The 22,958-nt window shown below is 39.8% G+C and carries 20 protein-coding genes; 11 read left to right on the plus strand and 9 right to left on the minus strand.

Annotation, left to right across the window (positions count from 1 at the left end; genetic code table 11):
• Positions 1 to 300 precede the first annotated feature (300 nt).
• The 3 genes from AC6H0V_RS04000 to AC6H0V_RS04010 form a co-directional block, all read right to left on the minus strand.
• Positions 301 to 1,155, minus strand: a complete 855-nt coding sequence (locus AC6H0V_RS04000; protein ID WP_497562419.1) for a DUF4435 domain-containing protein — start codon at positions 1,153 to 1,155, stop codon at positions 301 to 303.
• Complete coding sequence (locus AC6H0V_RS04005) at positions 1,148 to 2,524, minus strand: AAA family ATPase (RefSeq protein ID WP_497562420.1); 1,377 nt, start codon at positions 2,522 to 2,524, stop codon at positions 1,148 to 1,150. The genes AC6H0V_RS04000 and AC6H0V_RS04005 overlap by 8 nt, the downstream gene beginning before the upstream one ends.
• A 154-nt stretch (positions 2,525 to 2,678) precedes the next feature.
• Positions 2,679 to 2,906 (minus strand): helix-turn-helix domain-containing protein, encoded by a 228-nt coding sequence (locus AC6H0V_RS04010; RefSeq protein ID WP_497562421.1) that lies wholly within the window; start codon positions 2,904 to 2,906, stop codon positions 2,679 to 2,681.
• A 167-nt stretch (positions 2,907 to 3,073) separates the two neighbouring features.
• On the opposite strand from AC6H0V_RS04010, the gene AC6H0V_RS04015 reads away from it, so the two are divergent.
• Positions 3,074 to 3,370 (plus strand): hypothetical protein, encoded by a 297-nt coding sequence (locus AC6H0V_RS04015; RefSeq protein WP_497562422.1) that lies wholly within the window; start codon positions 3,074 to 3,076, stop codon positions 3,368 to 3,370.
• 229 nt (positions 3,371 to 3,599) lie between these two features.
• Here AC6H0V_RS04015 and AC6H0V_RS04020 read toward each other — a convergent pair whose 3' ends face one another.
• Both AC6H0V_RS04020 and AC6H0V_RS04025 read right to left on the minus strand, forming a co-directional pair.
• On the minus strand, positions 3,600 to 4,229 hold the full coding sequence (locus AC6H0V_RS04020; protein ID WP_497562423.1) for a DUF6266 family protein: 630 nt from the start codon (positions 4,227 to 4,229) through the stop codon (positions 3,600 to 3,602).
• A 758-nt stretch (positions 4,230 to 4,987) separates the two neighbouring features.
• Positions 4,988 to 6,604, minus strand: a complete 1,617-nt coding sequence (locus tag AC6H0V_RS04025) for an amidase (protein ID WP_497562424.1) — start codon at positions 6,602 to 6,604, stop codon at positions 4,988 to 4,990.
• Between the two features lie 644 nt (positions 6,605 to 7,248).
• On the opposite strand from AC6H0V_RS04025, the gene AC6H0V_RS04030 reads away from it, so the two are divergent.
• The 6 genes from AC6H0V_RS04030 to AC6H0V_RS04055 all read left to right on the plus strand — a co-directional run bounded on the left by AC6H0V_RS04030 (position 7,249) and on the right by AC6H0V_RS04055 (position 12,530).
• Positions 7,249 to 7,497 carry a type B 50S ribosomal protein L31 gene (locus AC6H0V_RS04030; RefSeq protein ID WP_497562425.1) on the plus strand — a complete coding sequence of 83 codons (249 nt, stop codon included), beginning with the start codon at positions 7,249 to 7,251 and terminating at the stop codon, positions 7,495 to 7,497.
• A 116-nt stretch (positions 7,498 to 7,613) separates the two neighbouring features.
• Positions 7,614 to 8,786, plus strand: coding sequence for a putative sugar nucleotidyl transferase (locus AC6H0V_RS04035; RefSeq protein WP_497562426.1), 1,173 nt, complete (start codon positions 7,614 to 7,616; stop codon positions 8,784 to 8,786).
• A 304-nt stretch (positions 8,787 to 9,090) separates the two neighbouring features.
• The gene (gene tpiA / locus AC6H0V_RS04040; protein ID WP_497562427.1) at positions 9,091 to 9,858 is read left to right on the plus strand and encodes a triose-phosphate isomerase; all 768 of its coding nucleotides are present in this window, start codon (positions 9,091 to 9,093) and stop codon (positions 9,856 to 9,858) included.
• Positions 9,858 to 10,700, plus strand: coding sequence for a 50S ribosomal protein L11 methyltransferase (gene prmA / locus AC6H0V_RS04045; protein WP_497562428.1), 843 nt, complete (start codon positions 9,858 to 9,860; stop codon positions 10,698 to 10,700). The genes tpiA and prmA overlap by 1 nt, the downstream gene beginning before the upstream one ends.
• A gap of 113 nt (positions 10,701 to 10,813) precedes the next feature.
• The gene (locus AC6H0V_RS04050) at positions 10,814 to 12,163 is read left to right on the plus strand and encodes a UDP-N-acetylmuramate--L-alanine ligase (RefSeq protein WP_497562429.1); all 1,350 of its coding nucleotides are present in this window, start codon (positions 10,814 to 10,816) and stop codon (positions 12,161 to 12,163) included.
• Between the two features lie 37 nt (positions 12,164 to 12,200).
• On the plus strand, positions 12,201 to 12,530 hold the full coding sequence (locus tag AC6H0V_RS04055) for a helix-turn-helix domain-containing protein (RefSeq protein WP_497562430.1): 330 nt from the start codon (positions 12,201 to 12,203) through the stop codon (positions 12,528 to 12,530).
• A 189-nt stretch (positions 12,531 to 12,719) separates the two neighbouring features.
• On the opposite strand, the gene AC6H0V_RS04060 is transcribed toward AC6H0V_RS04055, so the two are convergent.
• Positions 12,720 to 14,855 (minus strand): HRDC domain-containing protein, encoded by a 2,136-nt coding sequence (locus tag AC6H0V_RS04060; RefSeq protein ID WP_497562431.1) that lies wholly within the window; start codon positions 14,853 to 14,855, stop codon positions 12,720 to 12,722.
• Positions 14,856 to 15,172: 317 nt separating this feature from the next.
• Here AC6H0V_RS04060 and AC6H0V_RS04065 point away from each other — a divergent pair, with 317 nt between their 5' ends.
• Both AC6H0V_RS04065 and AC6H0V_RS04070 read left to right on the plus strand, forming a co-directional pair.
• Positions 15,173 to 16,330 (plus strand): transglutaminase domain-containing protein, encoded by a 1,158-nt coding sequence (locus tag AC6H0V_RS04065; protein WP_497562432.1) that lies wholly within the window; start codon positions 15,173 to 15,175, stop codon positions 16,328 to 16,330.
• Positions 16,331 to 16,497: 167 nt separating this feature from the next.
• A complete protein-coding gene (locus AC6H0V_RS04070) occupies positions 16,498 to 18,807 on the plus strand; it encodes a PAS domain-containing protein (RefSeq protein ID WP_497562433.1) in 2,310 nt (769 codons plus the stop codon).
• 19 nt (positions 18,808 to 18,826) lie between these two features.
• Here AC6H0V_RS04070 and AC6H0V_RS04075 read toward each other — a convergent pair whose 3' ends face one another.
• Positions 18,827 to 19,180 carry a response regulator transcription factor gene (locus tag AC6H0V_RS04075; RefSeq protein WP_497562434.1) on the minus strand — a complete coding sequence of 118 codons (354 nt, stop codon included), beginning with the start codon at positions 19,178 to 19,180 and terminating at the stop codon, positions 18,827 to 18,829.
• Between the two features lie 110 nt (positions 19,181 to 19,290).
• On the minus strand, positions 19,291 to 19,653 hold the full coding sequence (locus tag AC6H0V_RS04080) for a response regulator (protein WP_497562435.1): 363 nt from the start codon (positions 19,651 to 19,653) through the stop codon (positions 19,291 to 19,293).
• Positions 19,654 to 19,875: 222 nt separating this feature from the next.
• On the opposite strand from AC6H0V_RS04080, the gene AC6H0V_RS04085 reads away from it, so the two are divergent.
• Positions 19,876 to 20,181: a hypothetical protein gene (locus tag AC6H0V_RS04085; RefSeq protein ID WP_497562436.1), complete on the plus strand. Its 306-nt coding sequence runs from the start codon at positions 19,876 to 19,878 to the stop codon at positions 20,179 to 20,181.
• An 873-nt stretch (positions 20,182 to 21,054) separates the two neighbouring features.
• Here AC6H0V_RS04085 and AC6H0V_RS04090 read toward each other — a convergent pair.
• Positions 21,055 to 21,417 (minus strand): response regulator transcription factor, encoded by a 363-nt coding sequence (locus AC6H0V_RS04090; RefSeq protein ID WP_497562437.1) that lies wholly within the window; start codon positions 21,415 to 21,417, stop codon positions 21,055 to 21,057.
• A 171-nt stretch (positions 21,418 to 21,588) separates the two neighbouring features.
• On the opposite strand from AC6H0V_RS04090, the gene AC6H0V_RS04095 reads away from it, so the two are divergent.
• Positions 21,589 to 22,668, plus strand: coding sequence for a sensor histidine kinase (locus AC6H0V_RS04095; RefSeq protein ID WP_497562438.1), 1,080 nt, complete (start codon positions 21,589 to 21,591; stop codon positions 22,666 to 22,668).
• Positions 22,669 to 22,958: the final 290 nt, after the last annotated feature.

Below are 22,958 nucleotides of genomic sequence, written 5' to 3' on the forward strand. Positions count from 1 at the left end.
TTGATACAGATTATGTATTAAATGGGAGGCCTGTAAGTATTTTTAAAATGCTTCTAATTAGAACAGTTTACATTATCCTAATTGAGAGCATTTTATTAATTTTTAATTTGTTCTATCCATTCTTTTTTGAAATAGGTTCTATCCTGGGAAAGATTTTTTTTGGATTAGATACTTTTCTACTAACCTATATCATTTTAACTAACATTAATAACACAGTTGATTTATACTTTGTATTAACGAAAAAAGAATAATTTATTTCTTATAATCCAATTTTGACCCAAATTAGATCTAGATAATTTACTAAGCTAACAATATGGTTTTCTTGACTTCTGTTAGGGAAGTTAGATCACAGGTATTGGCAAGCCTTAGTCTTAGGGATTCCCATTTCAAGTTGTAAGACTCTTTCCCCTTTAATTTTTTAAATCTAAATGTGAGCAGGGGCAATATATAGTCTTTCGCTGATACAATTGTAATCAATGTCTTGACGTTAGAGGGCCACTTTTGTCGTTTGTTATATAACGATTCGTTGTATAGGTCTTCCCCGATTGACGCTATTATTTCAGATCTCAATTCTTGAATTTTAAACTCTACCTTTTCTAAATCCAAAACACTTATTGATTTCGATTGCTTACAAAATGACCCAACAGAATTTGAAACTGTTTTAGTTCCTAATTTATATTCATGTGTGATAGAGTAATGAAAGAATAATTCAATTAGAACATGAGAAATGCTCTTAAGCCAATTTTCCAGGCCCAATTGCTTTTTGATAACCTCTTTATTTAAAACAACATTATCATAAAGGGTATCGATTATACCTTGTTCATCTATTAAAAAATTTTCAATACAATATCTCTCTAAAACATACAAGAATTTCAAATCCTTTCTATTGTTGTCAAATAACAGATCTAAATCACCATCAGTTATATATATTCTCTTGCGCTTTCTATCCGTTTGATCATTTTCGCAAGCTATTATTAATTCTGTTTTACATTTACAGCTGATTATTTTATTTATTCTTTTACCATCAAGTAATCTTTGAAAAAGAGTTTTATAAAATTCTTCGTCATTGGAGTCTTCGATGAAAATATCTACATCACTTTTGGACCTAAAGAATAATGATACAGTGGGCAACACAAAGTCTTTATATCTAATCATTTCCATTATTTGATGTAAGATCCACACAGTAGATTTCATTTTCTATTCTTCCAATTATGCTTGGCGAGTGTGTCGCGAGAATAAATTGTGTTTGCGGACTTGCCTCTTTAATGGTGTCGGTAAATATTTCCTGCCAACCTAAATGTAGGCTCAATTCTGGTTCGTCAATTATGAATATCTGTCTTCTTTTGCCAAATATTAATTGAGCAAGCATAACGATTATTTGTTTTTCACCAGATGATAGCTTAAAGATGCTTGTTGGCCCAGTATTAGGAAGTTCGATTTCTATATCACCATTTTTTTTAATTTTTAATCTTTTATTATTATCTTTAAAATATCTATTTGTTAGAATTTCAAATTTAAAAAATGCTTGAAATTCTTTAACGATCTCATTTTGAGCGTCCTCATATAATGAAATAATTTTGTCAATTCTTTGTAGTTGAGGACTATTTATAAACCATTGTTGCATGGTTCTCATTTCTTCCTCTTTTTGAAGTTTTGTTTGCCTAATTGAACTTTTTTTCAAAATATCTTCTATCCTTTTAAGTTCCTCAAAATAATTCAGTATTTTTTCCTCGAGGTCGGGTATATCAAAGTTTCTTGATGCTTCAATTATACGTTGCTTTCTAGTTTCGAGATTTTTATTCGTTTGATTTAAAAATCCAATGTGAGAGTCGTTAGTTTTGATAACATCAAAAGAAGAATAAATAATATTATTTTTCAATGTGTTGCCAATTTTTGTTTGTTTTTCTGAATATTCTAAAAAACTATTTTTTATAAGATTTTCTACCTCAATAAGACTTTCATATAGATTCCCTTTTATGTCATCAGTATAGTCTCTTTCCTTCATGAAAGAGTCCATGCTAATTAAATCAATCTCGGAACCTTCATGTATTCTGCGATCTAAACCAAGAAAAACAGGGGAATTCAAATCTCTAATGGCCTTTACGACTTCCAAATCAATAAAATGCGCTTCAAATCTGGCATATCTATTAATTAGGCTTCTCATCTCAAACCTATTAATTTCATTTGACTGAGCCAAAGAGATATCTTGAGATTTAACTAGACTTGAGAGAGATTTCTTTATATTATCTTTATAAGTTAGGCTAAGTTTAATTTTATCAGTTTCAGTTCTTTCTGCTCTTATAGTAAAATTATCATTGTTAAATTTACACTCTACTTCGGCATACACATATTTAATTTGTGTTAAATTAATCCAACTCGGACTTAATAAACCTAAAATTAGTTTTATCGCCGTTGTTTTTCCCGAGCCATTAATTCCAATTAGGAAAGTAATAGATTCATTAAAATATATATTAAAGTCAAGGTAGCCGTTAACAGCTTTAGCTTCAAATCTCGTTATGTTCATAAGTAACTAATTAAATAACGCGGCTACTTATAAAAGCATTTGAGAGCTCACTATTATTTTAATTGTAATTTACAATTTTTAATTAGTAACTAGTTAATTTTTGAAGAGAATTCTTTATGAGACAGTACATTTACCTATATTCATAATTTGATTCCTAAATATCCAACAACTCTCCAACCCCCACATTCAGCGCTTTCGCAATCAAGACTAAATTATAAGCGGTTGGGTTTGCTCCATTGATTTCATAGTTGTTTACAATCTGCTTATCCTTAAAACCAATCTTTAGCGCAAGTTCTGCTTGGGTAAGCTTCTCCTTGATTCTCAGCTCTCTAATGCGTTTAGCTAGTTTAAGTTTAAATGCCGCAGTTGTCATTTTTTCCATATAGCAAACTGGTAATATTATTCGTATAAAAAGTAAATATATATGTTGACTTTTTAATTTTAGTTTACTATGTTTGAGTAAGTAAAAAATATGACTCCATAATATAGATTTAACATGGCTTCGACTACGCTCAGCCTGACAACTTTAACTACATAAAACACCTACCTATGAAAACTCTCCTAGAAACCCTCAACTATCAACCCAACCACCTTACCGAAGAAGAATTGGAAAGTCCAGATTGTTCTATTGCCCATTTTTTTGATAACCACCCATTGTATGCCGCACGCGAAAAGTTGGCGAGGCTTTACCAAGGTTGGTTGTACCATCATGCGCTAGATCCCGATCCGGTAGACCTTACCGATATGACGTACTTTTTTACCTGTTTAACAGAGATGATTAACTTGAGTTATGTGGTGGCACATCGATATGATGATTCACCACCCTGCCTGCCGGCAGGCAGGTAAGACGCCTTAGACACCTAAGAATATCCCAAGTTGTTAGTGTGAAGCTCTCGAAGAGCGACTTGAACCCATTCTGTGCTTCGACAGGCTCAGCATGACATTCTTTGTGGAACCCCCAAGTTGTCAGTCTCAGGTTCTCGAAGACCGACTTGAGCTCTTTTCGTGCTTCGACTACGCTCAGCATGACAGTCTTTTACAGATCCAAGTTATTAGTCTTAGGCTCGCAAGCCCTTTACAATTCAATCCTCCCCATATAAACACTATCTGCTGCGCGTTCCCTATCATTGGAGAGCATGGTAAAATACACGTCAGCAAATTGGCATGAAGGAGGGTAGTTAAGCTCAATATTGCAACCTTTATGTTGGCGATAGGCTGCCGTTAACTCTGATTGGTAGAGGTTTTTAGGGTGATACGCTATCAGCACTTTGGCAAGATCAATGTTACGGGCTTTACTTTCCCCTGTCTCGTTCCAGCTAAAGCGAAGCGTATTACCTTCATGAACCATAGCGAGTTCCTTTGGTAATGGTAGCTCTCCTTTACTGATTACAATTAACGCTGGGTCTATCGATAGGTTAGGGTATTCGCCCGTTACGATATGGCTATTGAAACGATGGGCAGCATTCTGCGCAGAGCGATCTGCAGTTTGGTTCTTAAAGGTAATGGCGAAAAAATCGGTAAGCCTAGACCGCCATTCCTGGATGATCTTAAATCGCTCTCGATGGACCAACTGCTTTACTGATGGTTTCTTTGTTGATTTCTTTGGCAAAGCCCTAATCACATCCGTGTTACGAAGCCGATAGCCAATAACGGGACCAATCTTCCCAGAAAAGCCCCCTGCAATTCCTTGTTTAATACGTGCCATATAATTGATTTTTTTCAAAAGCAATATCCATCTATCAACTTAACAAAGCAATTAGGTTTTCTTAAAAACGTACTTAAAACTTAATTAGTTTTTCTTAAGATTAAGATCGGAGGTTTATCGCAGTTTGATTGGATATTGTCGAAGAAGCTCCGAATAAACTCCGAAGAAACACCGTGGAAGGTCAGCGCATTTAACCACCTCAGATGCCTTAGAAACCTAAGAACACCCCCCTAAGTTGTCAGTCTAAGGCGCTCGAAGACCGACTTAAGTTCTTTTTGTGCTTCGACAGGCTCAGCATGACATTCTTTTTGGGAACCCCTAAGTTGTCAGTCTGAGGTTCTCGAAGACCGACTTGAGCTCTTTTCGTGCTTCGACAGGCTCAGCATGACATTCTTTTTGGGAACCCCTAAGTTGTCAGTCTGGGGCTCTCGAAGAGCGACTTGAGTTCTTTTTGTGCTTCGACTACGCTCAGCATGACAACGTGGGGATTTACGCAAAACGTTATCTAAAAAGTTCTTAGTCTGAGCTCTCGAAGACCAACTTAAGCTCTTTTCGTGCTTCGACAAGCTCAGCATGACATTCTTTGTGGAACCCCCAAGTTGTCAGTCTGAGCCCTCGAAGAACAACTTCGGTTCATTTTGTGCCGCGACAAGCTCAGTACGACATTCATGAAATTATCGGTGAAATCACTCATAATCGGTGAAATCACCTCTAATCTGTGTAATCATCTTCATCGGTGTAATCATCCGCAACGCGTATCATACTCCACTAGAAAAATTACTATTCTTCAAAAACTTCGGTGCTGCCCTATGTTTTGTAGCCTGCTCATAGGCGTAGGCAAAAGCGAGTACTACAGGTTCTTGGTAAGCTGCGGCCATGAAGGATAATCCTACAGGCAATTCATTTATTCGTCCCATCGGAACCGTAATGTGCGGAAAACCAGCCATCGCCGCGGGCGAGGCGAAATAAAAACCACCGCTATAATCTCCATTAAACAGATCAATTAATGAGGGAATGCCAAAACTGGTGCCTACAATCGCATCTAATTGGTTTTTCTCCATCAAATCAGTGATGATCTTTTTAGAAGAATTTACTTTCGCGAGGGCTTCTTTGTAGGTTGGATGATCTAGATCCACAGCTTTCTCGCTTGCTTCTAAGGTTTCTTGTTTGAAATAGGGCATCGCGGTAGCTTCGTTGGCTTTGTTAAAGGCAATTACATCACTCAGCGTTTTTACCTTGGCATTGGCTTTGGCCAGATAGGCATTTACTCCCGCTTTAAATTCGGGTTGTAAAACACTGGCGTTGATTGTCCGCATTTCCTTTTGTAGTTCGATTTCAACAACCTGGGCACCCAATTCTTTTAATTTTTCAATAGCAGCCTTATATAAACCAACCACCCCTTCGTGACCAGTTAAAAACGACTTTTCGATCCCGATTTTTTTTCCTTTGAGTGCATCTGCTTTTAAAAATTGCGTATAATCTGGATAGGATTTTCCCTCACTGGTTTTGGTAATGGCGTCATCTGGATCTATTCCGGTTAAAGCTGATAACAGGATGGCAGCATCGGCTACGGTTCGCGCCATCGGTCCAGGAGTATCTTGGGTAGCAGAAATCGGGATAATACCGCTACGGCTCAACAGTCCAACAGTTGGTTTAAGACCTACTAATCCATTGTAGGAGGAAGGGGCGATGATAGAACCATTTGTTTCGGTACCAATAGCTACTACGCACAGATTTGCCGATGTGGCTGCGCCAGAGCCAGAACTCGAGCCACTAGGGCTACGATCTAAAATATAAGGGTTTTTCGTTTGTCCACCGCGACTGCTCCAACCGCTAGTAGACCTGGTCGACCTAAAATTTGCCCATTCGCTCAAATTTGTTTTTCCTAGGATTACTGCACCTGCGCTCCGCAATTTTTTAACGATAAAAGCATCTTCGCTGGCCCTATTTCCTACCAAAGCGAGCGCACCGGCGGTGGTTTGCATTTGATCTCCAGTGTTGATGTTATCTTTAATCAGCACCGGGATACCATGTAAGGAACCTCTAATTTTGCCATTTTTTCGCTCTGCGTCCATTTCTGCTGCGATAGCTAACGCATCTGGATTAAGTTCGATGATTGCGTTTAATTTTGGTCCGCTCTTATCCATTTTCTCTATCCTCTTCAAATACATTTTGGTAATGGTTTTTGAAGATAATTTTCCATTTTCCATCGCTGTTTGAAACATGGTGATGGTAACTTCATTGAGGCCAAAATCATCCTTAAAGTCTGATTTACTCTCATCAAAATTTTCAGACAGTATGGCTGATGCAGGAATACTCAATGTAGTAGCTACGCTAACTGTAGCTGTATTTTTAAGAAAATTTCTTCTGTTCATAGAGGGTGGGATTTGAGAATTAAAGATAATAAGATTTTATTATTTTGAGTGACGGATAATCCTTGGGATAATCTTATTTCTCGCGTCTTTGCGAGGTGCTATCCTTCACAGCCCGAAGCTCCAAAGGAGTGCCTTTGGTACAATCTCCTTTCAGGTTCACAAAATTCCCTCAGCAGGGAGATTGCTTCGTCGTGCCTCCTCGCAAAGGCGACTTCTTCTCGCGTCTTTGCGAGGTGCTGTTGAGGTTATCACCGTGCCGAGTTAATCACAGACCGAAGCTCCAAAGGAGTGCCTTTGGTACAATCTCCTTTCAGGTTCACAAACTCTCTCGGCAAGGAGATTGCTTCGTCGTGCCTCCTTGCAAAGGCGAGCATGATCTTCTATTGGATGAATGCATGGATTTTTTAGCCACAGATTTCAAGATGATTTTGCCGAAGATGCACAGATTGCAGAACGATGGGTTATGAATCATGCTACAGGCCTGCAAACCGTTAAATAAAGTTGTTTTACACCTCACAATTATATTGATAATTATTTCACATACTCTTGTATAATAAAAATAATATTCCGATATTTGTGCCTCGAAAAAGGGCACTCCTTTGGAGCATCCTTTAAAATAAGGCAATAACAAAACGATATATAACATGAAACAAGATTTGCATCCATCAAACTACAGATTTGTAGTATTTAAAGATATGTCTAACGAATATGCATTTTTAACTAAATCTTGCGTAGAGACAAAAGAAACTGTGAAATGGGAAGATGGAAATGAGTATCCACTATATAAATTAGAGATTTCTCATACTTCGCACCCTTTTTATACTGGTAAAATGAAATTGGTTGATACTGCAGGTCGTATCGATAAATTTAAAACCCGTTACGCTAAAAAATAATTTTATAGCACCGTAGTAAAATAATATTACGGCATATTAAATTTATTTTTACTACGGTGTTAAATATTTTGGAAGTCCCGATGCATTGCTCGGGACTTTTTTTATTTTTGTTGCTTATGACGATCAATCTTTTTGATGATGCCTCTTGGCTTTCTCTCAGGCCACTTACGTTTACCAGACCTGTAGCCGATTTGCGCCTTGGTATTTTAACCATTGCCGAAAAATGGGGAAAATATTTGGATGCCGAATTTGGCTATCAAACCCAAGATTATTTAACAGTTAAATTCCCCGCCCTTAAAGCTAATTTATTTATCAACGGAGCAGTTTGTCCAGATAACGCTTTACTAGAAACGATCACTGCTTTAAATGATGGTGAAGTTTTGGTTAAGGGGGAGTTGGTTATTGCCTACTCGCAAACCTTGGGGACATTAAGTTTTGAAGAGGCCTTTGACCAACTAAAAAGGATTTCGCACAGCGCAGATTTTACTTACATCCGATATCCAGAAGATATTTTTAAAAATAATCATACAGAATTAGTTAAAGATTTTGCCTTGTTAACTAAAGGGAAAACTTCGGCTAAATTAAGCAGTACCAATACCATTTTAGGAGACGATATCTTTGTAGAGGAAGGCGCAACGGCTGAATGCTCTACGTTTAATTCCCTGCATGGCCCGATTTATTTAGGCAAAAATTCGCAGGTTTGGGAAGGTTGCCATATTAGGGGTTCTTTCGCTCTATGCGAAGACTCATCGGTTAAGATGGGGGCTAAAATATACGGGCAAACAACCGTTGGTCCGCACAGTAGGGTAGGTGGCGAAATTAACAATGCGGTAATCTGGGGATATTCTTCTAAAGGGCACGAGGGCTACCTGGGCAATGCAGTAATGGGGCAATGGTGCAATATCGGCGCGGATAGCAACAATTCGAACTTAAAGAATAACTATGCAGAGGTGCGATTGTGGGATTATGAAAAGGAAAGTTTCCGTAAAACGGGCCTGCAGTTTTGTGGACTGATTATGGCCGATCATGCGAAATGTGGAATTAATACCATGTTTAATACGGGGACGGTTGCAGGAGTAAGCGCTAATATTTTTGGTGCCGGATTTCCGCGCAATTTTATTCCTGATTTTGCCTGGGGAGGTGCGCATGGTTTTGAGGTGTACGGACTCAACAAAATGCTCGAAACGGCAGTTAAAGTTTTTGAACGACGACATATGGTGTTGGATCAAGTAGAAAGAGATATGTTAACGAACATCTTTGAAGAAACGAAGAAGTATAGGCATTTTTAGGAGAGAGTCCGGAAGTCCGAGAGTCGGTAAGTATGGTCCAAAAGCCCAAAAGCCCAAAAGTCGAAAAGTCCAGGAATGCGGGGTCTAAAATCGAGGATTTCGAATATATATAGCGTGTTAGTTTGGGCGTAGCTAAGACAAACGGAATTTTTGAAGGTAAGAATAATAATAGCCCTTCGACTACGCTCAGGGTGACAAATTGAAAAAGAAACCACAATCGGTGTAATCTTCATCCCGATAGCTATCGGGACGGTGTAATCAACCGCAACGCGAAAAGTAGATAATCAAGTGTAATCAAAATAATATGAGAAAGAAAATAGTTGCTGGCAACTGGAAAATGAATTTAGACTACAGCGAAGGAGTTTCGTTGTTTTCGGAAATTGTAAATATGGTTAGAGATGAGAAAAAAGGTGATCAAACCGTAGTAATTTGTGCTCCATATATCCATTTAAACAGTTTGGCACAATTGAGTGCTGGTGCTGGAGTGGTTAAGATCGGTGCACAAAACTCACATCAAAATGAAAGTGGTGCCTATACGGGTGAAATTTCTGCAAAGATGATCAAGTCTACAGGCGCTGAATATGTATTGGTTGGGCACTCCGAACGTCGCCAATATTTCGCAGAATCTGATCAGCTTCTCGCTACAAAAACTGTCATCGCTCTGCAAAATGGTTTAATCCCTATCTTTTGTATTGGAGAAACCCTAGATGAGAGAAATAATGGCAGCTATTATAAAGTATTGGAAACTCAATTAACTGAGGGTTTATTTAACTTGAGCGCTGAAGATTTTGGTAAAGTGGTGTTAGCTTACGAACCTGTTTGGGCAATTGGTACGGGATTAACCGCCTCGCCAGAGCAGGCACAGGACATCCATGCTTTTATCCGCTCAAAAATTGATGCCAAATATGGGATGACCGTTGCTGATGATGCAACTATTTTATATGGTGGAAGCTGTAATCCTAAAAATGCGGTTGAATTATTTGCCCAGAAAGATATTGATGGCGGGCTGATTGGCGGTGCTTCTTTAAAATCTCGTGATTTTACTGATATCGTTAAAACTTTTAATTCGTAATGGATTATAAAAAGGTAATTTTTAGCTTTAACGATATTCAGGAGTACCAAAAAGATATTCTCATTTCCGAATTGGCTGATATTGGTTTCGATACTTTTGAAGATACCCAACAGGGTTTCGACGCATTTATAATAGCCGGTCAATTTAACGAGAAGGCATTTGAGGAGGTGATGTGGAAATTGGATGAAGATCTTCTCGACTATCAATATACCATCCAAGACATCGAGCCAGAAAACTGGAACGAAGAATGGGAGAAAAATTTTACTCCGCTGGTTGTTAGCGAAAATTGCTATGTAAGGGCAACATTTCACTTGTCTCAGCCACAATACGAATACGAAATCGTGATCGATCCGAAAATGGCATTTGGTACCGGACATCATCAAACCACAACTATGATGATGCAGTATGTTTTAGAGGCCGATGTTAAGGATAAAACCATTTTAGACATGGGTGCTGGCACGGGCATCTTGGGTATCTTAGCTGCTAAAAGAGGAGCTAAATCTATTGTTGCTATTGATAACGACGAAGTGTGTTACCGCAGTGCGATAGAAAATGCTGCGTTAAATACCATCGATAATCTTAGCTCACTCTGTGGAAGTAAAGAGACTATCCCAGCCGTAGAATTTGATGTGATTTTGGCCAATATCAATAGGAATATATTGTTGGATCAGATAGAAAGTTATGCTGCGGCCTTAAAACCGGGTGGAATAATTTTTTTTAGCGGTTTTTATGAACATCCCGATCTGGATATGATTAAAGATCATGGTGTAAAATTTGGACTGAATTACATCAACCATAAAAAAATGGAAGATTGGGTGGCGGCAAAGTTTGAGAAGAGGTAACATGGAACATGGAAGATGGAAGATGGAAGATTGAAGATTAAGGTGGAAGGTGATGTGATTTGCAAATTTAAATTAAACAGCGCCTCTTGTGAAGGAGAGGTGGGAATGAGGTTATGAAAATACATTTTATAGCAATAGGTGGAAGTGCAATGCACAACTTAGCCATTGCGCTACATAAAAAAGGATATCAGGTTACAGGTTCTGATGATGTGATTTTTGAACCTTCTACTACAAGATTGGCCGGTTATGGCTTGTTGCCTACTCAATTTGGCTGGTTTGAAGAGAAAATAACTGCAGATCTTGATGCCGTAATTCTAGGGATGCATGCCAAATTGGATAATCCCGAACTGTTAAAGGCACAACAACTCGGATTAAAAATATATTCTTATCCCGAGTATATCTACGAACAATCTAAAGATAAATTGAGAGTGGTTATTGGCGGAAGTCATGGTAAAACTACCATTACTTCGATGATCCTTCATGTGCTAAATTATTACCATAAGGATTTTGATTACCTGGTGGGAGCGCAATTAGCGGGATTCGACACCATGGTTAAGCTTACCAATGCACCTGTAATTATTATAGAAGGGGATGAGTACCTTGCTTCGCCCATAGATCGCCGACCGAAATTCCATTTATACCATGCTAATGTGGGTGTAATTAGTGGGATTGCATGGGATCATATCAACGTTTTTCCAACATTTGAGGATTATATTGCCCAATTCGATAAATTTATAGATACGATTTTACCCGGTGGAAAATTAATTTATAGCGAGAATGATAGAGAATTAGCTAAGGTTGTTGAACATAACACAGCTGACATAGAGCGTTTTCCCTACCAGATTCCGCCCCACAGGGTGGTAGATGGTATAACATATCTTTTACCAGAAAACACCCCATTGAAGGTCTTTGGCGATCATAACCTGATGAACCTTAATGCAGCAAAATTGGTGTGCCAACAGCTAAATATCAGTGATGTAGATTTTGATCAAGCCATTGCATCGTTTACAGGTGCTGCCAAACGCTTAGAGCTGTTAAGCAGTAGAAAGGCAACCAATGTATACAAGGATTTTGCGCACTCTCCTTCCAAATTGAAAGCTACAATTGATGCCGTGAAAGCGCAGTTTGAAAAACGGAAATTGGTAGCATGTATCGAGCTTCATACGTTTAGTAGTTTGAATAAAGATTTTCTGCTTCACTATAAAGATACCATGAATGAAGCGGATCTGGCCATTGTTTATATTGACGAGAAGACGTTTAAACATAAGAATATGGAGCCACTTAGCAAAGAGGATGTTCAAACATCTTTCAATGATAAAGAAATTGTATTCTTTAGTGATGCGGCTAATTTGGAGGCCTATTTAAGAGGCTTAGATCTGAGCAACACAAACTTATTATTAATGAGCTCTGGCAATTTTGGCGGAATGGATCTGGTTAATTTGGCACTCGGGTTGAATGTCTAAAGGTAATAAACAGACTCTCTTACCTAAAAATGATCAGATGAACATCATTGGAAAAAACATTAGACAGCTGCGTCAAAAACATGGCTGGAGCCAAAACGAAGTAGCAAAACGTTTACAAATTTCTATTCCGGCATTCTCAAAAATTGAAACTGGCATTACAGACATCAACATTTCGAGACTGGATCAGATTGCCAGGTTATTTGAGGTCTCTACATTGGAAATTATTTCAAATGAAGGGGATATCAACTTGTTGGGTAATCTCACAGAAATTACGTTGTTAAAAGATAAACTTGCCCTAAAAGAAGAGGAAATCATCAAACTTCAAAAAAAGATTATCGAATTGTATGAAGAGATTAGGAGGAGGTGAGTTTGGCATGGAGCATGGAGCATTGAGCTTGGAGTTCCCCATGCCCCATGCCCTCTGCCCCATGCTCACTGCATTTATTTTTAATTTTTTAAAACAATTCAGATTTCGTTGCGTTTATATATCGAGAGCGTTAATTTAGATAAGCGGGAAGGGCCTTTGGTCTTTCCCGCTTTCTTTTTTTGGTCCTTCTTAAAAGAAAAGTTCGTTCTCTCCAAGGTGTTGTCTGATCAACCTTAAAATCTGCTCGCCATACTCTGCTGTTTTTCCTTCCCCTACATTTTTGATCTTCGATAACTGGGTTAGCGTTCTTGGCAGTTTTGTCGAGATATCTATCACCGTTTGATCGGAAATAATATGGTATCCAAGTAATTTTTTAATTTCGGCAGTTTGCTTTCTCCAGTTGATCAGCTCTGCGTAAAGCGCTGGATTTTCGATTGGGGTTTCTGCCGCTGTTGGCTTTTGTTTCCAGCTATCGAGCGGTTTATAGTTGATGGCTGTATCCTTCATCACCTTTGGTATGTCTGCTATATTTTTAATGCGGGGTAGCATGCTGAAGAGTTCAATCTTTGTTTTTAACTGTTCAAGGAGTAGATTTAGTGTAGGGAAGTAGTCGGTATGGAACGGGGCTCCAATAAGGAGTTGATGTAAAGAGAGGATGTGCCCCTGCATTTCGATAAGGTATGGCGAAAAATATCCGGATGCTTTTGTTAAACGGGAAGTAAAACGTTCTAGCGTTGAGTGATGAGCGTTTGGCGATCCTACCCTGTCAATTGCAGCCTTGCCTTTGGTTAATTTAAGTTCGAGGCGGATGAAGCGTTCTCCTATTGGAAAGATCTTATCGGTAAGCAGCTTTTCGGTTTCATTTATTTTTTCGTTGAGCAGGTTTTCTGTAGGCAGTAGCTCTAGCAGAACAGATTTTAGGTAGACCCAAGCTGAATGGATTGGCGAGAAATCAAAGGCTTCTATTAACGTTTCCATTTCCATGGCTGTTATCGACCCGGTTAGCGTGCCAAAATCAGGTATTTGGGTTTGCGCCAATTTCATAAACCCTGCTACAGATGGATCGGTTATGATGTTTTTGGAAGTTACCTTTTCCTGTAAGATCAGCCCATCAAGCGTGCGGCAGCGGCTCAGTGCTACATAGGTTTGTCCATGCGCAAATGCAGCACCAACATCGATAACAGCTTTATCAAACGTTAGCCCCTGACTTTTGTGAATGGTAATAGCCCATGCAAGGCGAAGTGGAAATTGTGTAAAAGAACCTGCGCTGGTTTGCGTAACCTTCTGGTTGGATTCTGATAATGAATATTTAGTGTTTTCCCAGGTTTCCTGCGTGGCTTCGAAAGATGAGCCGTCATCAAGAAAGATAAGGTTAATAAGATCTCCCCGAATGCTCTCCACTTTCGCTGTTCTACCGTTATAGAATTGCTTCTTTCCTGAACTATCATTTTTGATAAACATCACCATAGCTCCTGCTTTCAATACGAGTTCTTCTTCGGTAGGGTAGGCTTCTTTTGGAAATTCGCCAGTTACTTTAGCCATAAACCGATGCGTCTCACCTTCAAGCCGAGCAAGCCTTTCTTCATTAATCTTTTTTACAAGGGGATTATGGGTGGTAAGGGTAACATGGTCTGCGAGTTCATCATTTTTTGGCTTCGCTTTATAATGTGCGTTTAACCTTGAAAGTAGCGTTTCGCTGATCGATCCGTTCCTTATTTCGTTCAGTATTTCGATAAAAAGTGGGTCGCTCTGTCGGTGTACCTTCTCCAGCTCGAACGTGAGCAAAGGATATTCCCTAAAGATTAAACTATCAAAAAAATAAGGACCTTTATAGAACTTTCCGAGCAAATGCCAATCGTTCTGAAAAACTGGGGGCAACTGGTAGAGATCTCCGATCATCAAAAGCTGCACTCCACCAAAAGGTTGGCTGTTTCCTTTTACGAAGCGTAATGCCCTGTCTACGTAATCTAGCGTATCACATCTTACCATACTGATCTCATCGATAATGAGCAGATCGAGGCATTTAATCAGCTTTGCTTTTTCTGTACCAAAGCTTTTGCCCGAAAATTCTGAGAAGGCATTTGATGTTGTTATGGGTGCTACAGGGCCGAAAGGAACCTGGAAAAAGGAGTGGATGGTTACCCCGCCCGCGTTTATAGCCGCCACGGCTGTTGGCGCCACCACAGCAAGGTTTTTGTGCGTATAATCCCGGATAAAGCGAAGAAAAGTTGTCTTTCCCGTGCCCGCTTTTCCAGTCATGAAGATCGGTCTATTGGTTTTTTCGATAAACTCTAAGATCAGCTCATGCAGAGGCTCTAACTTCATTTAAATTAAGGTAAATATTGTTTGTAGGATAGATTATCTGTGCATCTGTGGGCACCATTATGAAAAGTTGGCCACAGATAAATCAAGATAATTGCCGTGATTTCGCATGACAAATTTAAGGGCTAAAGGATTTACTCTCAGGTTTACTTTTCCACAAAAATCTAAAATAACAGTGCTATATTTTTTATATCTTTAATAGCTATTTATTTGCATCATGCTACTCCCTCCATTCTTGGGAGGGTAGGGCTGGCTGATGCAACGTTTTTAATCGCTTCATCGTCTTATGTAAACAAGTTTACATTAATCTCTTAATTAACATGAAAATAAAACTACTTATCCTAGCTTTTTTTGTTTTTGTGGGCCAAACCTTTGCCCAGAAGAAGCTACCGATCGTCAGGGCTACTTCCACCCATGTGGATATCAAAGAAGATAATTCGCCACTCAGAAAAGGGGCATGGACGATAGAGCCTAAAGTAAAACTGGATGTATACGAAACTAAATCAAAAAAAGTAACATTTTACACGGATAAAGAATCCATTTCCTTTAACGTAGATCCTAAGATTGGGGAATATAATTTTATCATTGTGGTTAATGGCAGCGATACTGCAAGAACCCAGGTTAAATACGATCCGAAGGCACCCAATAGGAACCCACCTTCTTATCTGGATACACTAAGAAATGCAGAAAAGTACAATTTTGCAGATCAACGCCCGATCCCGCAGTTCACCTATCAAGAGCTGGGCGATCCTAACCTGGTTCGGATTAGGAAAGATCTGAACCTTGATTCGGTTGCTGGCAATGGAAATGAGCTTTCAAAGGTATTTAACCTTTTACACTGGGTGCATAACCTTATTCGCCATGATGGCAACAGCAATAACCCGACCCTTAAAAATGCAATAGACCTGATTAAGGTATGCAAGGCAGAAAATCGGGGAGTGAATTGTAGGATGCTGGCTACTATCCTTAACGAATGTTACCTATCTATGGGTATCACTTCTAGGTACATCACCTGCATGCCCAAAGAAACCAATTTCGATGATTGCCATGTCATTAATATGGTGTATAGCAAAGATCTGCAGAAGTGGATCTGGATAGATCCTACATTTGATGCCTACGTAATGGATGAAAAAGGATCTTTATTGGGTCTACAGGAAGTAAGGGAAAGACTGATTAAGGGCCTTCCACTAGTGCTCAATGCAGATGCGAACTGGAACAGATCAGCTCTACAAACAAAAGAATATTACCTGCAAACCTATATGGCAAAAAATCTTTATCGGCTGGAAACTCCATTGGTGAGCCAGTACGATTCGGAGACCTGGACCAGGGGAAAGGAAGTGGCATACGTAGAGCTTCTGCCGCTTGATGGGATTGTAAAGCTACCGCAGAAAAAGGAATCGACCAATGAAAAAACCGGCGTTAAGTTCACCTATTACAAAACAAATAATCCGAACCTCTTCTGGACTGTTCCAAAATAAAACTGCTTTTCTCTATAGTAGTGAATATTTCTTTCCTTTTTAAGATTGGAATTGGGTTTGTGCAGAGCTATTGTTAAATCAAAATCGTACTCTCTTTTGGTGATTGAGGGATAACTATTGTTGCTTTACGTGGGAAATAGGCTAAATTGGGTTTTTTACAACTGCCCATGAATCTGCAAGACAACGCCCAACTTAAAACCATTGTAGATAGTGCACCTATTGGGATATGTATCCTCGATGCAAAAAGCTTGGTTGCCGAAATGGTAAACGAAAAGTTTCTCCACATCGCCGGAAAACCACGGGAGGCAATTATGGGCAAGTGGTACTGGGAGCCCTTTGCTGAAGCTAAAGCCTATTATGAAGATGCGCTCTCGAGCGTGGTTACTTCGGGAGATTCTTATCATGCCGATGAGGTGAAACTGATGCTGATCAGACATGGAAAAGAAGAATTTATCTTTGTGACGTTTGTCTATGCACCCGTGAGGGATGAAAAAGGTGAAGTAAGCAAGGTGGCAGTTTGGGTATTGGAGAATACTTCGCAGGTGCTTGAAAGGGAAATAGTGGCAGCTGCCAAAGAGGCCGAACAGGCTAATGGTAATCTAGAGCAAATCCTTAATATGCTTCCTGCTTCTGTGGTAGTGATCCGTGGTGAAGACCTGGTGGTGGAAATGATAAATGAAACCAATCTGAAGTATTGGAAAAAGACCAAAGAAGAAGTAATAGGTAGACCTTTTTTAGAGATTTTGCCCGACCTTGCCGATCAACCCTTTGCTGGTCAGTTGAGAAGGGTGATAAAAACTGGCGAGATGATTGATGTGAAGGAAAGTGCGGTGTCTTTTATCAATTCGGATGGAACTGTTAGAGAAACCTATGTAGACTATACTTACCAAGCACTTTCAGAAGGTAACCGTACCGGGGTACTAGTGATGTCGTTTGAGATTACTGATAGGGTAAATTCGAGGAAGCTTTTGGAAAAGTACACTTCTGAGCTTTCCTCTTCAAATGATCAACTTTCTATAGCTAATAACAAACTCGCAAAAAGTGAGGCACGTTTCAAATTTTTGATCCAAGAGGCTCCGGTAGCAATCGGAGTGTTGCACGGAAGGGAGCTGATAGTGGAGACTGCTAATGCAAAGCTGCTCGAGGTTTGGGGAAAGAACGGGTCGGTAATCGGACTTCCTCTTGGAAAAGCGCTCCCAGAAATAAAGGGACAACCGTTTCTTGGGATACTCGACAATGTGATCACTTCCGGCCAATCATTCTATGCCAATGAGATCTGTGCCATGCTTGAGCATAATAGTGAGCTAAAAGAACTGTATTTTAATTTGGTTTACCAGCCCGTATCTGGTCTGGATGGAACTATTTCGGATATTCTTGTTGTAGCGGTTGACGTAACCCAACAAGTAAATTCTCGCAAGCTGGTAGAGCAGAGCGAAGAGCACTTTAGAAAACTGGCCGATCTTGTGCCAGCCAAAATCTCCAATGCACTCCCTAGCGGTGAAGTCACCTTTTTTAATCAGGCATGGTTGGACTTTGCGGGGATGGGTTTTGAGGATTTACGTGATTTTGGGTATCATGAAATGATGCACCCCGATGAGATCCCGGCCTTTTTGTTAGGGCTTGCTAAAGCGGCTGAAAATGGGGTTCCACACTTGTCGGAAATGCGTTTCAAGAATACAGAAGGAGAATATATTTGGCACCTTAACGTAGCTTCGCCCGTACTAGATGAGCAGGGTAGGATTACGATGTGGGTGGGCTCAAGTACTGATATCCAATCGTTAAAAGAAGAAGAACAGCGGAAAAGTGATTTTGTAAGCATGCTGAGCCATGAGCTTAAAACCCCGGTAACTTCAATAAAAGGTCATGTACAGTTACTGTTACGGCTCTTATCTAGAGAAGTTGCAACGCCTCTTTCAGCAAAACTTAGTTCATCACTTTCTAGAATAGACGTACTTTTAGTTCAGCTTACCTGGTTAATCGGGGATATGTTAGATCTTAGCCGCATCGACGCTGGACGGATGGACCTGAGAAAGGAAACCTTCCCAATTAATAACTTGGTTTCTGAAGTGGTTGAAGATTTCCGTTTAAGCCATCAACAACACATTTTTCATCTTGATTCTGGAGCCGACGTAGAGTTAACTGCCGATAGGGACAGGATTAGTCAGGTACTGATCAATCTGATTGCCAATGCCATAAAATATTCTCCAGATAGTGATGTAGTAGATATTTCGGTAAGAATTCTAGGGGCCGAAGTATTAATTAGTATCAAAGATTATGGCATAGGTATAGACCAAAAGGACCAATTAAAGGTATTTGAACGTTTTTTCCGTGTGGAGGGACAAAACGAGAAATATTATAGTGGTTTTGGAATCGGACTTTTCTTAGCACACAACATTGTAACCCGTCATGGAGGAAAAATATCACTAGAAAGTGAGAGAGGAAAAGGATCAATCTTTACGGTGTCACTTCCCACTTAAGGTAAAAAGCTATATGGAATTACTCGAGTAATATCGCCACGCGGCGGAGGAGCTGGCTAATATCAAAAGGTTTTTCGAGAAAGTCGTCAGCTTTGCAACATTCCATCATTTTTGCCTTTTGTAAGTGAGCCGACATCATGATGATGGGGATATGTGCGGATTTGGGGTCGTTTTTTAGCAGTTCACATACTTGCATTCCATTCCCGTCGGGCAACTGGATATCAAGCAAGAAAAGATGGGATATTTTATGCTGTGCTGAAAAAGAGGCCACATTCTCAAAACCCTGAACGCTATACCCTTCTTCTGCAAGCAGATAGGTACAGATTTCACGGATATCCCGATCATCTTCAAGAATGGTGATCAATTTTTTCATTTGTTTTATGTGTGTGTTCTTGTACAACGCAAAACTCCTATCATTAGTTTGCTAGTTTAGAATTTAGGTGTTTACCCTATCTTGGTTTGCTATGGCTAAATTTGATTCTTTTAGTCGGGATTGGGGATGAACCTACGTAAGGTCATATACAAATGCGCCAGATCGAACGGTTTTTCGATATAACCGTCAAAGCCAAGCTCGGGAGCAACGGTATTGATATTATGGTTGCAGCTCAGCGCAATCAAGGGGAGGTGCGGATAGACCGCCTTAATTTTTCCAAAGATTTCTAAACATCGCTTTCCGTCTAATTTGTAATCCAACATTACTACATGAGGACGGGTTTTTTCAATGAGTTCAATGAAATTTTCCTCGCAATCATTCATCGCGTAAACTTTATAATTTTCTTCGACGAGCGCCTCTTTGAGTACGTCGAGTACATCTTGATCGGTTTCTTGAATAAGAATGGTAGCCATAGCTTTCTTTTTGTTTTGTCCAAAAAAAGAATGCAAATTGGCACGAGGCCACGATTCTTGGAAGGTATTAATGTAGTGAATTATTTTATGATCTGCACTATTTGTCGGCTTTGTTCAAATAACAAAAGTGCTACAATGGTAGCAATTTTAGAAACAAAAAAACCGGATCGGGGTTAGTATTAAGTTTACTTACGCAATTACACCTAACCACAATCTTAAACCATGGAAAACAACAATCAACAGAACAATGCTCCTCAGAATAGGACTTCTGAAGGATCCAACACACCTAAAAGTGAAGCGCAAAATGAAAGGCAGGAAGTAAAAGAAGGAGATCCATCTCAAGCTAGACCAGCATATGGATCAGATGCAGGCCCAAATACTTCTAGCCGTGAAGATCAATTACCCTCGCTTAATGATGGAGCAAATGCAGGCGCTGATGCGAGCAGAGAAGAGGATACCGATGATCTGGAAGAACAGCAAAAGGGTAGTGATGCAGATGAGGACCAAGGTGGAGAGAGCAGTTTCTAAGTGAAATTGCACACTATCAGCGCTCGCAAGGTCAACTACCAGCGACCTTGCGAGGCTTCCTTCAAGCCGAAGCAATCCCCTTGCCGTTAGACACGTGTAGGCAGAAAGGAGATTGCCCTCAAGGGGCTCTGCGGAGCTTCGCTTTGTGCCTCGCTCGCAAAGGCGAAAGCGGGGTGATTGACCTCTGAATCACACTTTAAGCTGTCTAAGATGGTGAAAAATTTAAACGCAAAGAACGCAAAGGATTCGCAAAGAACGCAAAGTCAAAAGCCTATGGGTAACTAATACTCTGCATGACATTCTTACCTGTCTAAGCTGTCTAAGGTGGTGAAAAATTTAAACGCAAAGAACGCAAAGGATTCGCAAAGAACGCAAAGTCAAAAGCCTATGGGTAATTAATACTCTGCATGACATTCTTACCTGTCTAAGCTGTCTAAGGTGGTGAAGATTTTAAACGCAAAGAACGCAAGGGATTCGCAAAGAACGCAAAGTCAAAAGCCTATGGGTAACTAATACTCTGCATGACATTCTTAGCTGTTCTTAGATGTCTGAGATGGTGAAAAAAATATATTTCGGCAAGGAGATTGCTTCGCTTGGTGCCTCGCTCGCAAAGCCGAAAATGGGTTAGGCTTGTGGCCAAATCTTGGCTGCCTAAGGTTTATAGGTGGTGAAAAAATACATCGTGCCGCTGTGCATCACACTCTTAGCTGGTCTTAGATGTCTTAGATGGTGAAAAAGTATATTACGGCAAGGAGATTGCTTCGCTTCGTGCCTCGCTCGCAAGGCGAAAGCGGGCTCCACCACATTCTTAGCTGCCTAAGGTGTCTCAGGTGGTGAAATAATAATCGTGCCTCGGAACGCCAACAAACACAATCAGTTTTCTAGGTAAGTTTTTACCCTCTTCACAAAGTCGGAAACGTCAAAGGGTTTAGCGATAAAGTCTGCTGCCCCGCATGTACTTGAGATATCCTTTCCATCCATATGTGCCGACATTAGAATAACCGGAATATGGGCTGTATCGGGATTTGATATCATCATATTGCACACATCTACTCCATTTCCATCAGGTAATTGAATGTCTAGTATAAATATATTAGGCAATTCTTTAGCGATTCCTGCATTGAAGCTCTCTACATTTGGGAACGAGGTAACCTGCAGGTCTTCGTCTTGCAAGAAATAACTGATCAGTTCTCGCAGGTCGTCATTGTCCTCTAATAAGAATACGGATTTTTCCATGGGTGGCGGATTTGGACAATAGGGAAACCTCGATTGGATGCAAATAGTTTTAAAATTATGAAGTGTAAAAGAGTATTTTTATTTCTTAACAGTTTTGGGAATATAAATCAAAACTCCAAAACTTTTTTCTAACTTCCATCACTGCTGTACTTTTTTTGGCAGGGAAATCCGATGCAGAACAAAAGCCAGCAGATCAGTGCGCTAATTGAACTTAACGACGAACTGGAAAACTATTTCCGAAATACCATTATACCCCAACTGTTTGTAGATGCCAATCTGGTGCTGCGTAAGTTTACTCCGCCTGCAATGACGCAGTTTAAACTGGATTTGGATGATGTGGGAAAGCCCATAGCAGATATCAAAGATAATTTCAGGTTTCCGAGCATTATCGAGAACATCCAGCAGGTGATAGGTACAGGAGAGGTATTGGAAAAAGAAATCCAGACCACTGATATGCGCTGGTACCAAATGAATATTTTGCCCTATTTGGTTGCCAAGGAAAAGAAAAGCAATGGCGTGATCATCACCTTTGTAGAGATTACTATGCGCATCCACGACCTCAAGGAGCAGGAAAAGCTGATAGCGGAACATGAGCTGTTGCTGGATACGATTTCGCATGACATTAAGACCCCGCTTACCAGTTTGGGAATGACTATTGAATTGCTGAAAAAAGTCCCTGAAAAAGGTATGGAGAGGTTTCCCTTTTTATTGGAGAAGTTAGAGAACAGTCTTGTTAAAATGCAGGAGATTGTTCGCGAGTTGACCAACTCCCGTCAGGCAGAGCATCGATACCAAGGGGTGAAAGAATTGCTAACCTTTGAACAGATTATCGAAGATGTAAGATTAACATTAGCTCCCCAAATCTTTGATTCTCGTGCTGAAATTGAAACCGATATATGCCATTCTGAAATCATGTTTGTTCGTAGGAAACTGCGCAGCATTATGTATAACTTGGTTAACAATTCTATTAAATATAGATCCCCAGATAGAGTTCCGAAAATCAGGATTACTACAGTTTGCGATGAGGGGCAGCTGATCATCACCGTAACAGACAACGGCATCGGCATGGCGGCAAAAGACTTGAAAAGGATCTTCACCAAATACCAACGGGTAGAAGGTTCGGTTGAAGGAACAGGAGTGGGGCTCTTTTTAGTGCGTGAAATTGTTAACCTTGGGGGCGGAAGGATTACTGTTGAGAGCAAGCTCCGCGAAGGGTCGGTTTTTATGGTGTCTCTGCCGCTCGGCTGCTAATTCTACTAATAACCATATAAGAAATATAAGAACATCTAAGATTGTAAATCCACATATATGTGCATTGATTAGAAAGGAGATATGCACATCCAGTCCCGCCGTCACCATATATTATTCTGTATTTGTTTTTATAATTTTATTAATAACCATATAAGAAATATAAGAACATCTAAGCTTGTAAATCCACATATATGTGCATTGATTAGAAAGGAGATATGCACATCCAGTCCCGCCGTCACCATATATTATTCTGTATTTGTTTTTATAATTAAAACAATATGAGCCCAATA

The sequence above is a fragment of the Pedobacter sp. NO84 genome (assembly GCF_059703915.1).

Excerpts from the sequence above, each read along its gene's own strand:
- AC6H0V_RS04000 (WP_497562419.1), bottom strand. The coding sequence starts at position 1,155 with ATGATTAGATATAAAGACTTTGTGTTGCCCACTGTATCATTATTCTTT.
- AC6H0V_RS04005 (WP_497562420.1), bottom strand. The coding sequence starts at position 2,524 with ATGAACATAACGAGATTTGAAGCTAAAGCTGTTAACGGCTACCTTGAC.
- AC6H0V_RS04010 (WP_497562421.1), bottom strand. The coding sequence starts at position 2,906 with ATGGAAAAAATGACAACTGCGGCATTTAAACTTAAACTAGCTAAACGC.
- AC6H0V_RS04015 (WP_497562422.1), top strand. The coding sequence starts at position 3,074 with ATGAAAACTCTCCTAGAAACCCTCAACTATCAACCCAACCACCTTACC.
- AC6H0V_RS04020 (WP_497562423.1), bottom strand. The coding sequence starts at position 4,229 with ATGGCACGTATTAAACAAGGAATTGCAGGGGGCTTTTCTGGGAAGATT.
- AC6H0V_RS04025 (WP_497562424.1), bottom strand. The coding sequence starts at position 6,604 with ATGAACAGAAGAAATTTTCTTAAAAATACAGCTACAGTTAGCGTAGCT.
- AC6H0V_RS04030 (WP_497562425.1), top strand. The coding sequence starts at position 7,249 with ATGAAACAAGATTTGCATCCATCAAACTACAGATTTGTAGTATTTAAA.
- AC6H0V_RS04035 (WP_497562426.1), top strand. The coding sequence starts at position 7,614 with ATGACGATCAATCTTTTTGATGATGCCTCTTGGCTTTCTCTCAGGCCA.
- tpiA (WP_497562427.1), top strand. The coding sequence starts at position 9,091 with ATGAGAAAGAAAATAGTTGCTGGCAACTGGAAAATGAATTTAGACTAC.
- prmA (WP_497562428.1), top strand. The coding sequence starts at position 9,858 with ATGGATTATAAAAAGGTAATTTTTAGCTTTAACGATATTCAGGAGTAC.
- AC6H0V_RS04050 (WP_497562429.1), top strand. The coding sequence starts at position 10,814 with ATGAAAATACATTTTATAGCAATAGGTGGAAGTGCAATGCACAACTTA.
- AC6H0V_RS04055 (WP_497562430.1), top strand. The coding sequence starts at position 12,201 with ATGAACATCATTGGAAAAAACATTAGACAGCTGCGTCAAAAACATGGC.
- AC6H0V_RS04060 (WP_497562431.1), bottom strand. The coding sequence starts at position 14,855 with ATGAAGTTAGAGCCTCTGCATGAGCTGATCTTAGAGTTTATCGAAAAA.
- AC6H0V_RS04065 (WP_497562432.1), top strand. The coding sequence starts at position 15,173 with ATGAAAATAAAACTACTTATCCTAGCTTTTTTTGTTTTTGTGGGCCAA.
- AC6H0V_RS04070 (WP_497562433.1), top strand. The coding sequence starts at position 16,498 with ATGAATCTGCAAGACAACGCCCAACTTAAAACCATTGTAGATAGTGCA.
- AC6H0V_RS04075 (WP_497562434.1), bottom strand. The coding sequence starts at position 19,180 with ATGAAAAAATTGATCACCATTCTTGAAGATGATCGGGATATCCGTGAA.
- AC6H0V_RS04080 (WP_497562435.1), bottom strand. The coding sequence starts at position 19,653 with ATGGCTACCATTCTTATTCAAGAAACCGATCAAGATGTACTCGACGTA.
- AC6H0V_RS04085 (WP_497562436.1), top strand. The coding sequence starts at position 19,876 with ATGGAAAACAACAATCAACAGAACAATGCTCCTCAGAATAGGACTTCT.
- AC6H0V_RS04090 (WP_497562437.1), bottom strand. The coding sequence starts at position 21,417 with ATGGAAAAATCCGTATTCTTATTAGAGGACAATGACGACCTGCGAGAA.
- AC6H0V_RS04095 (WP_497562438.1), top strand. The coding sequence starts at position 21,589 with ATGCAGAACAAAAGCCAGCAGATCAGTGCGCTAATTGAACTTAACGAC.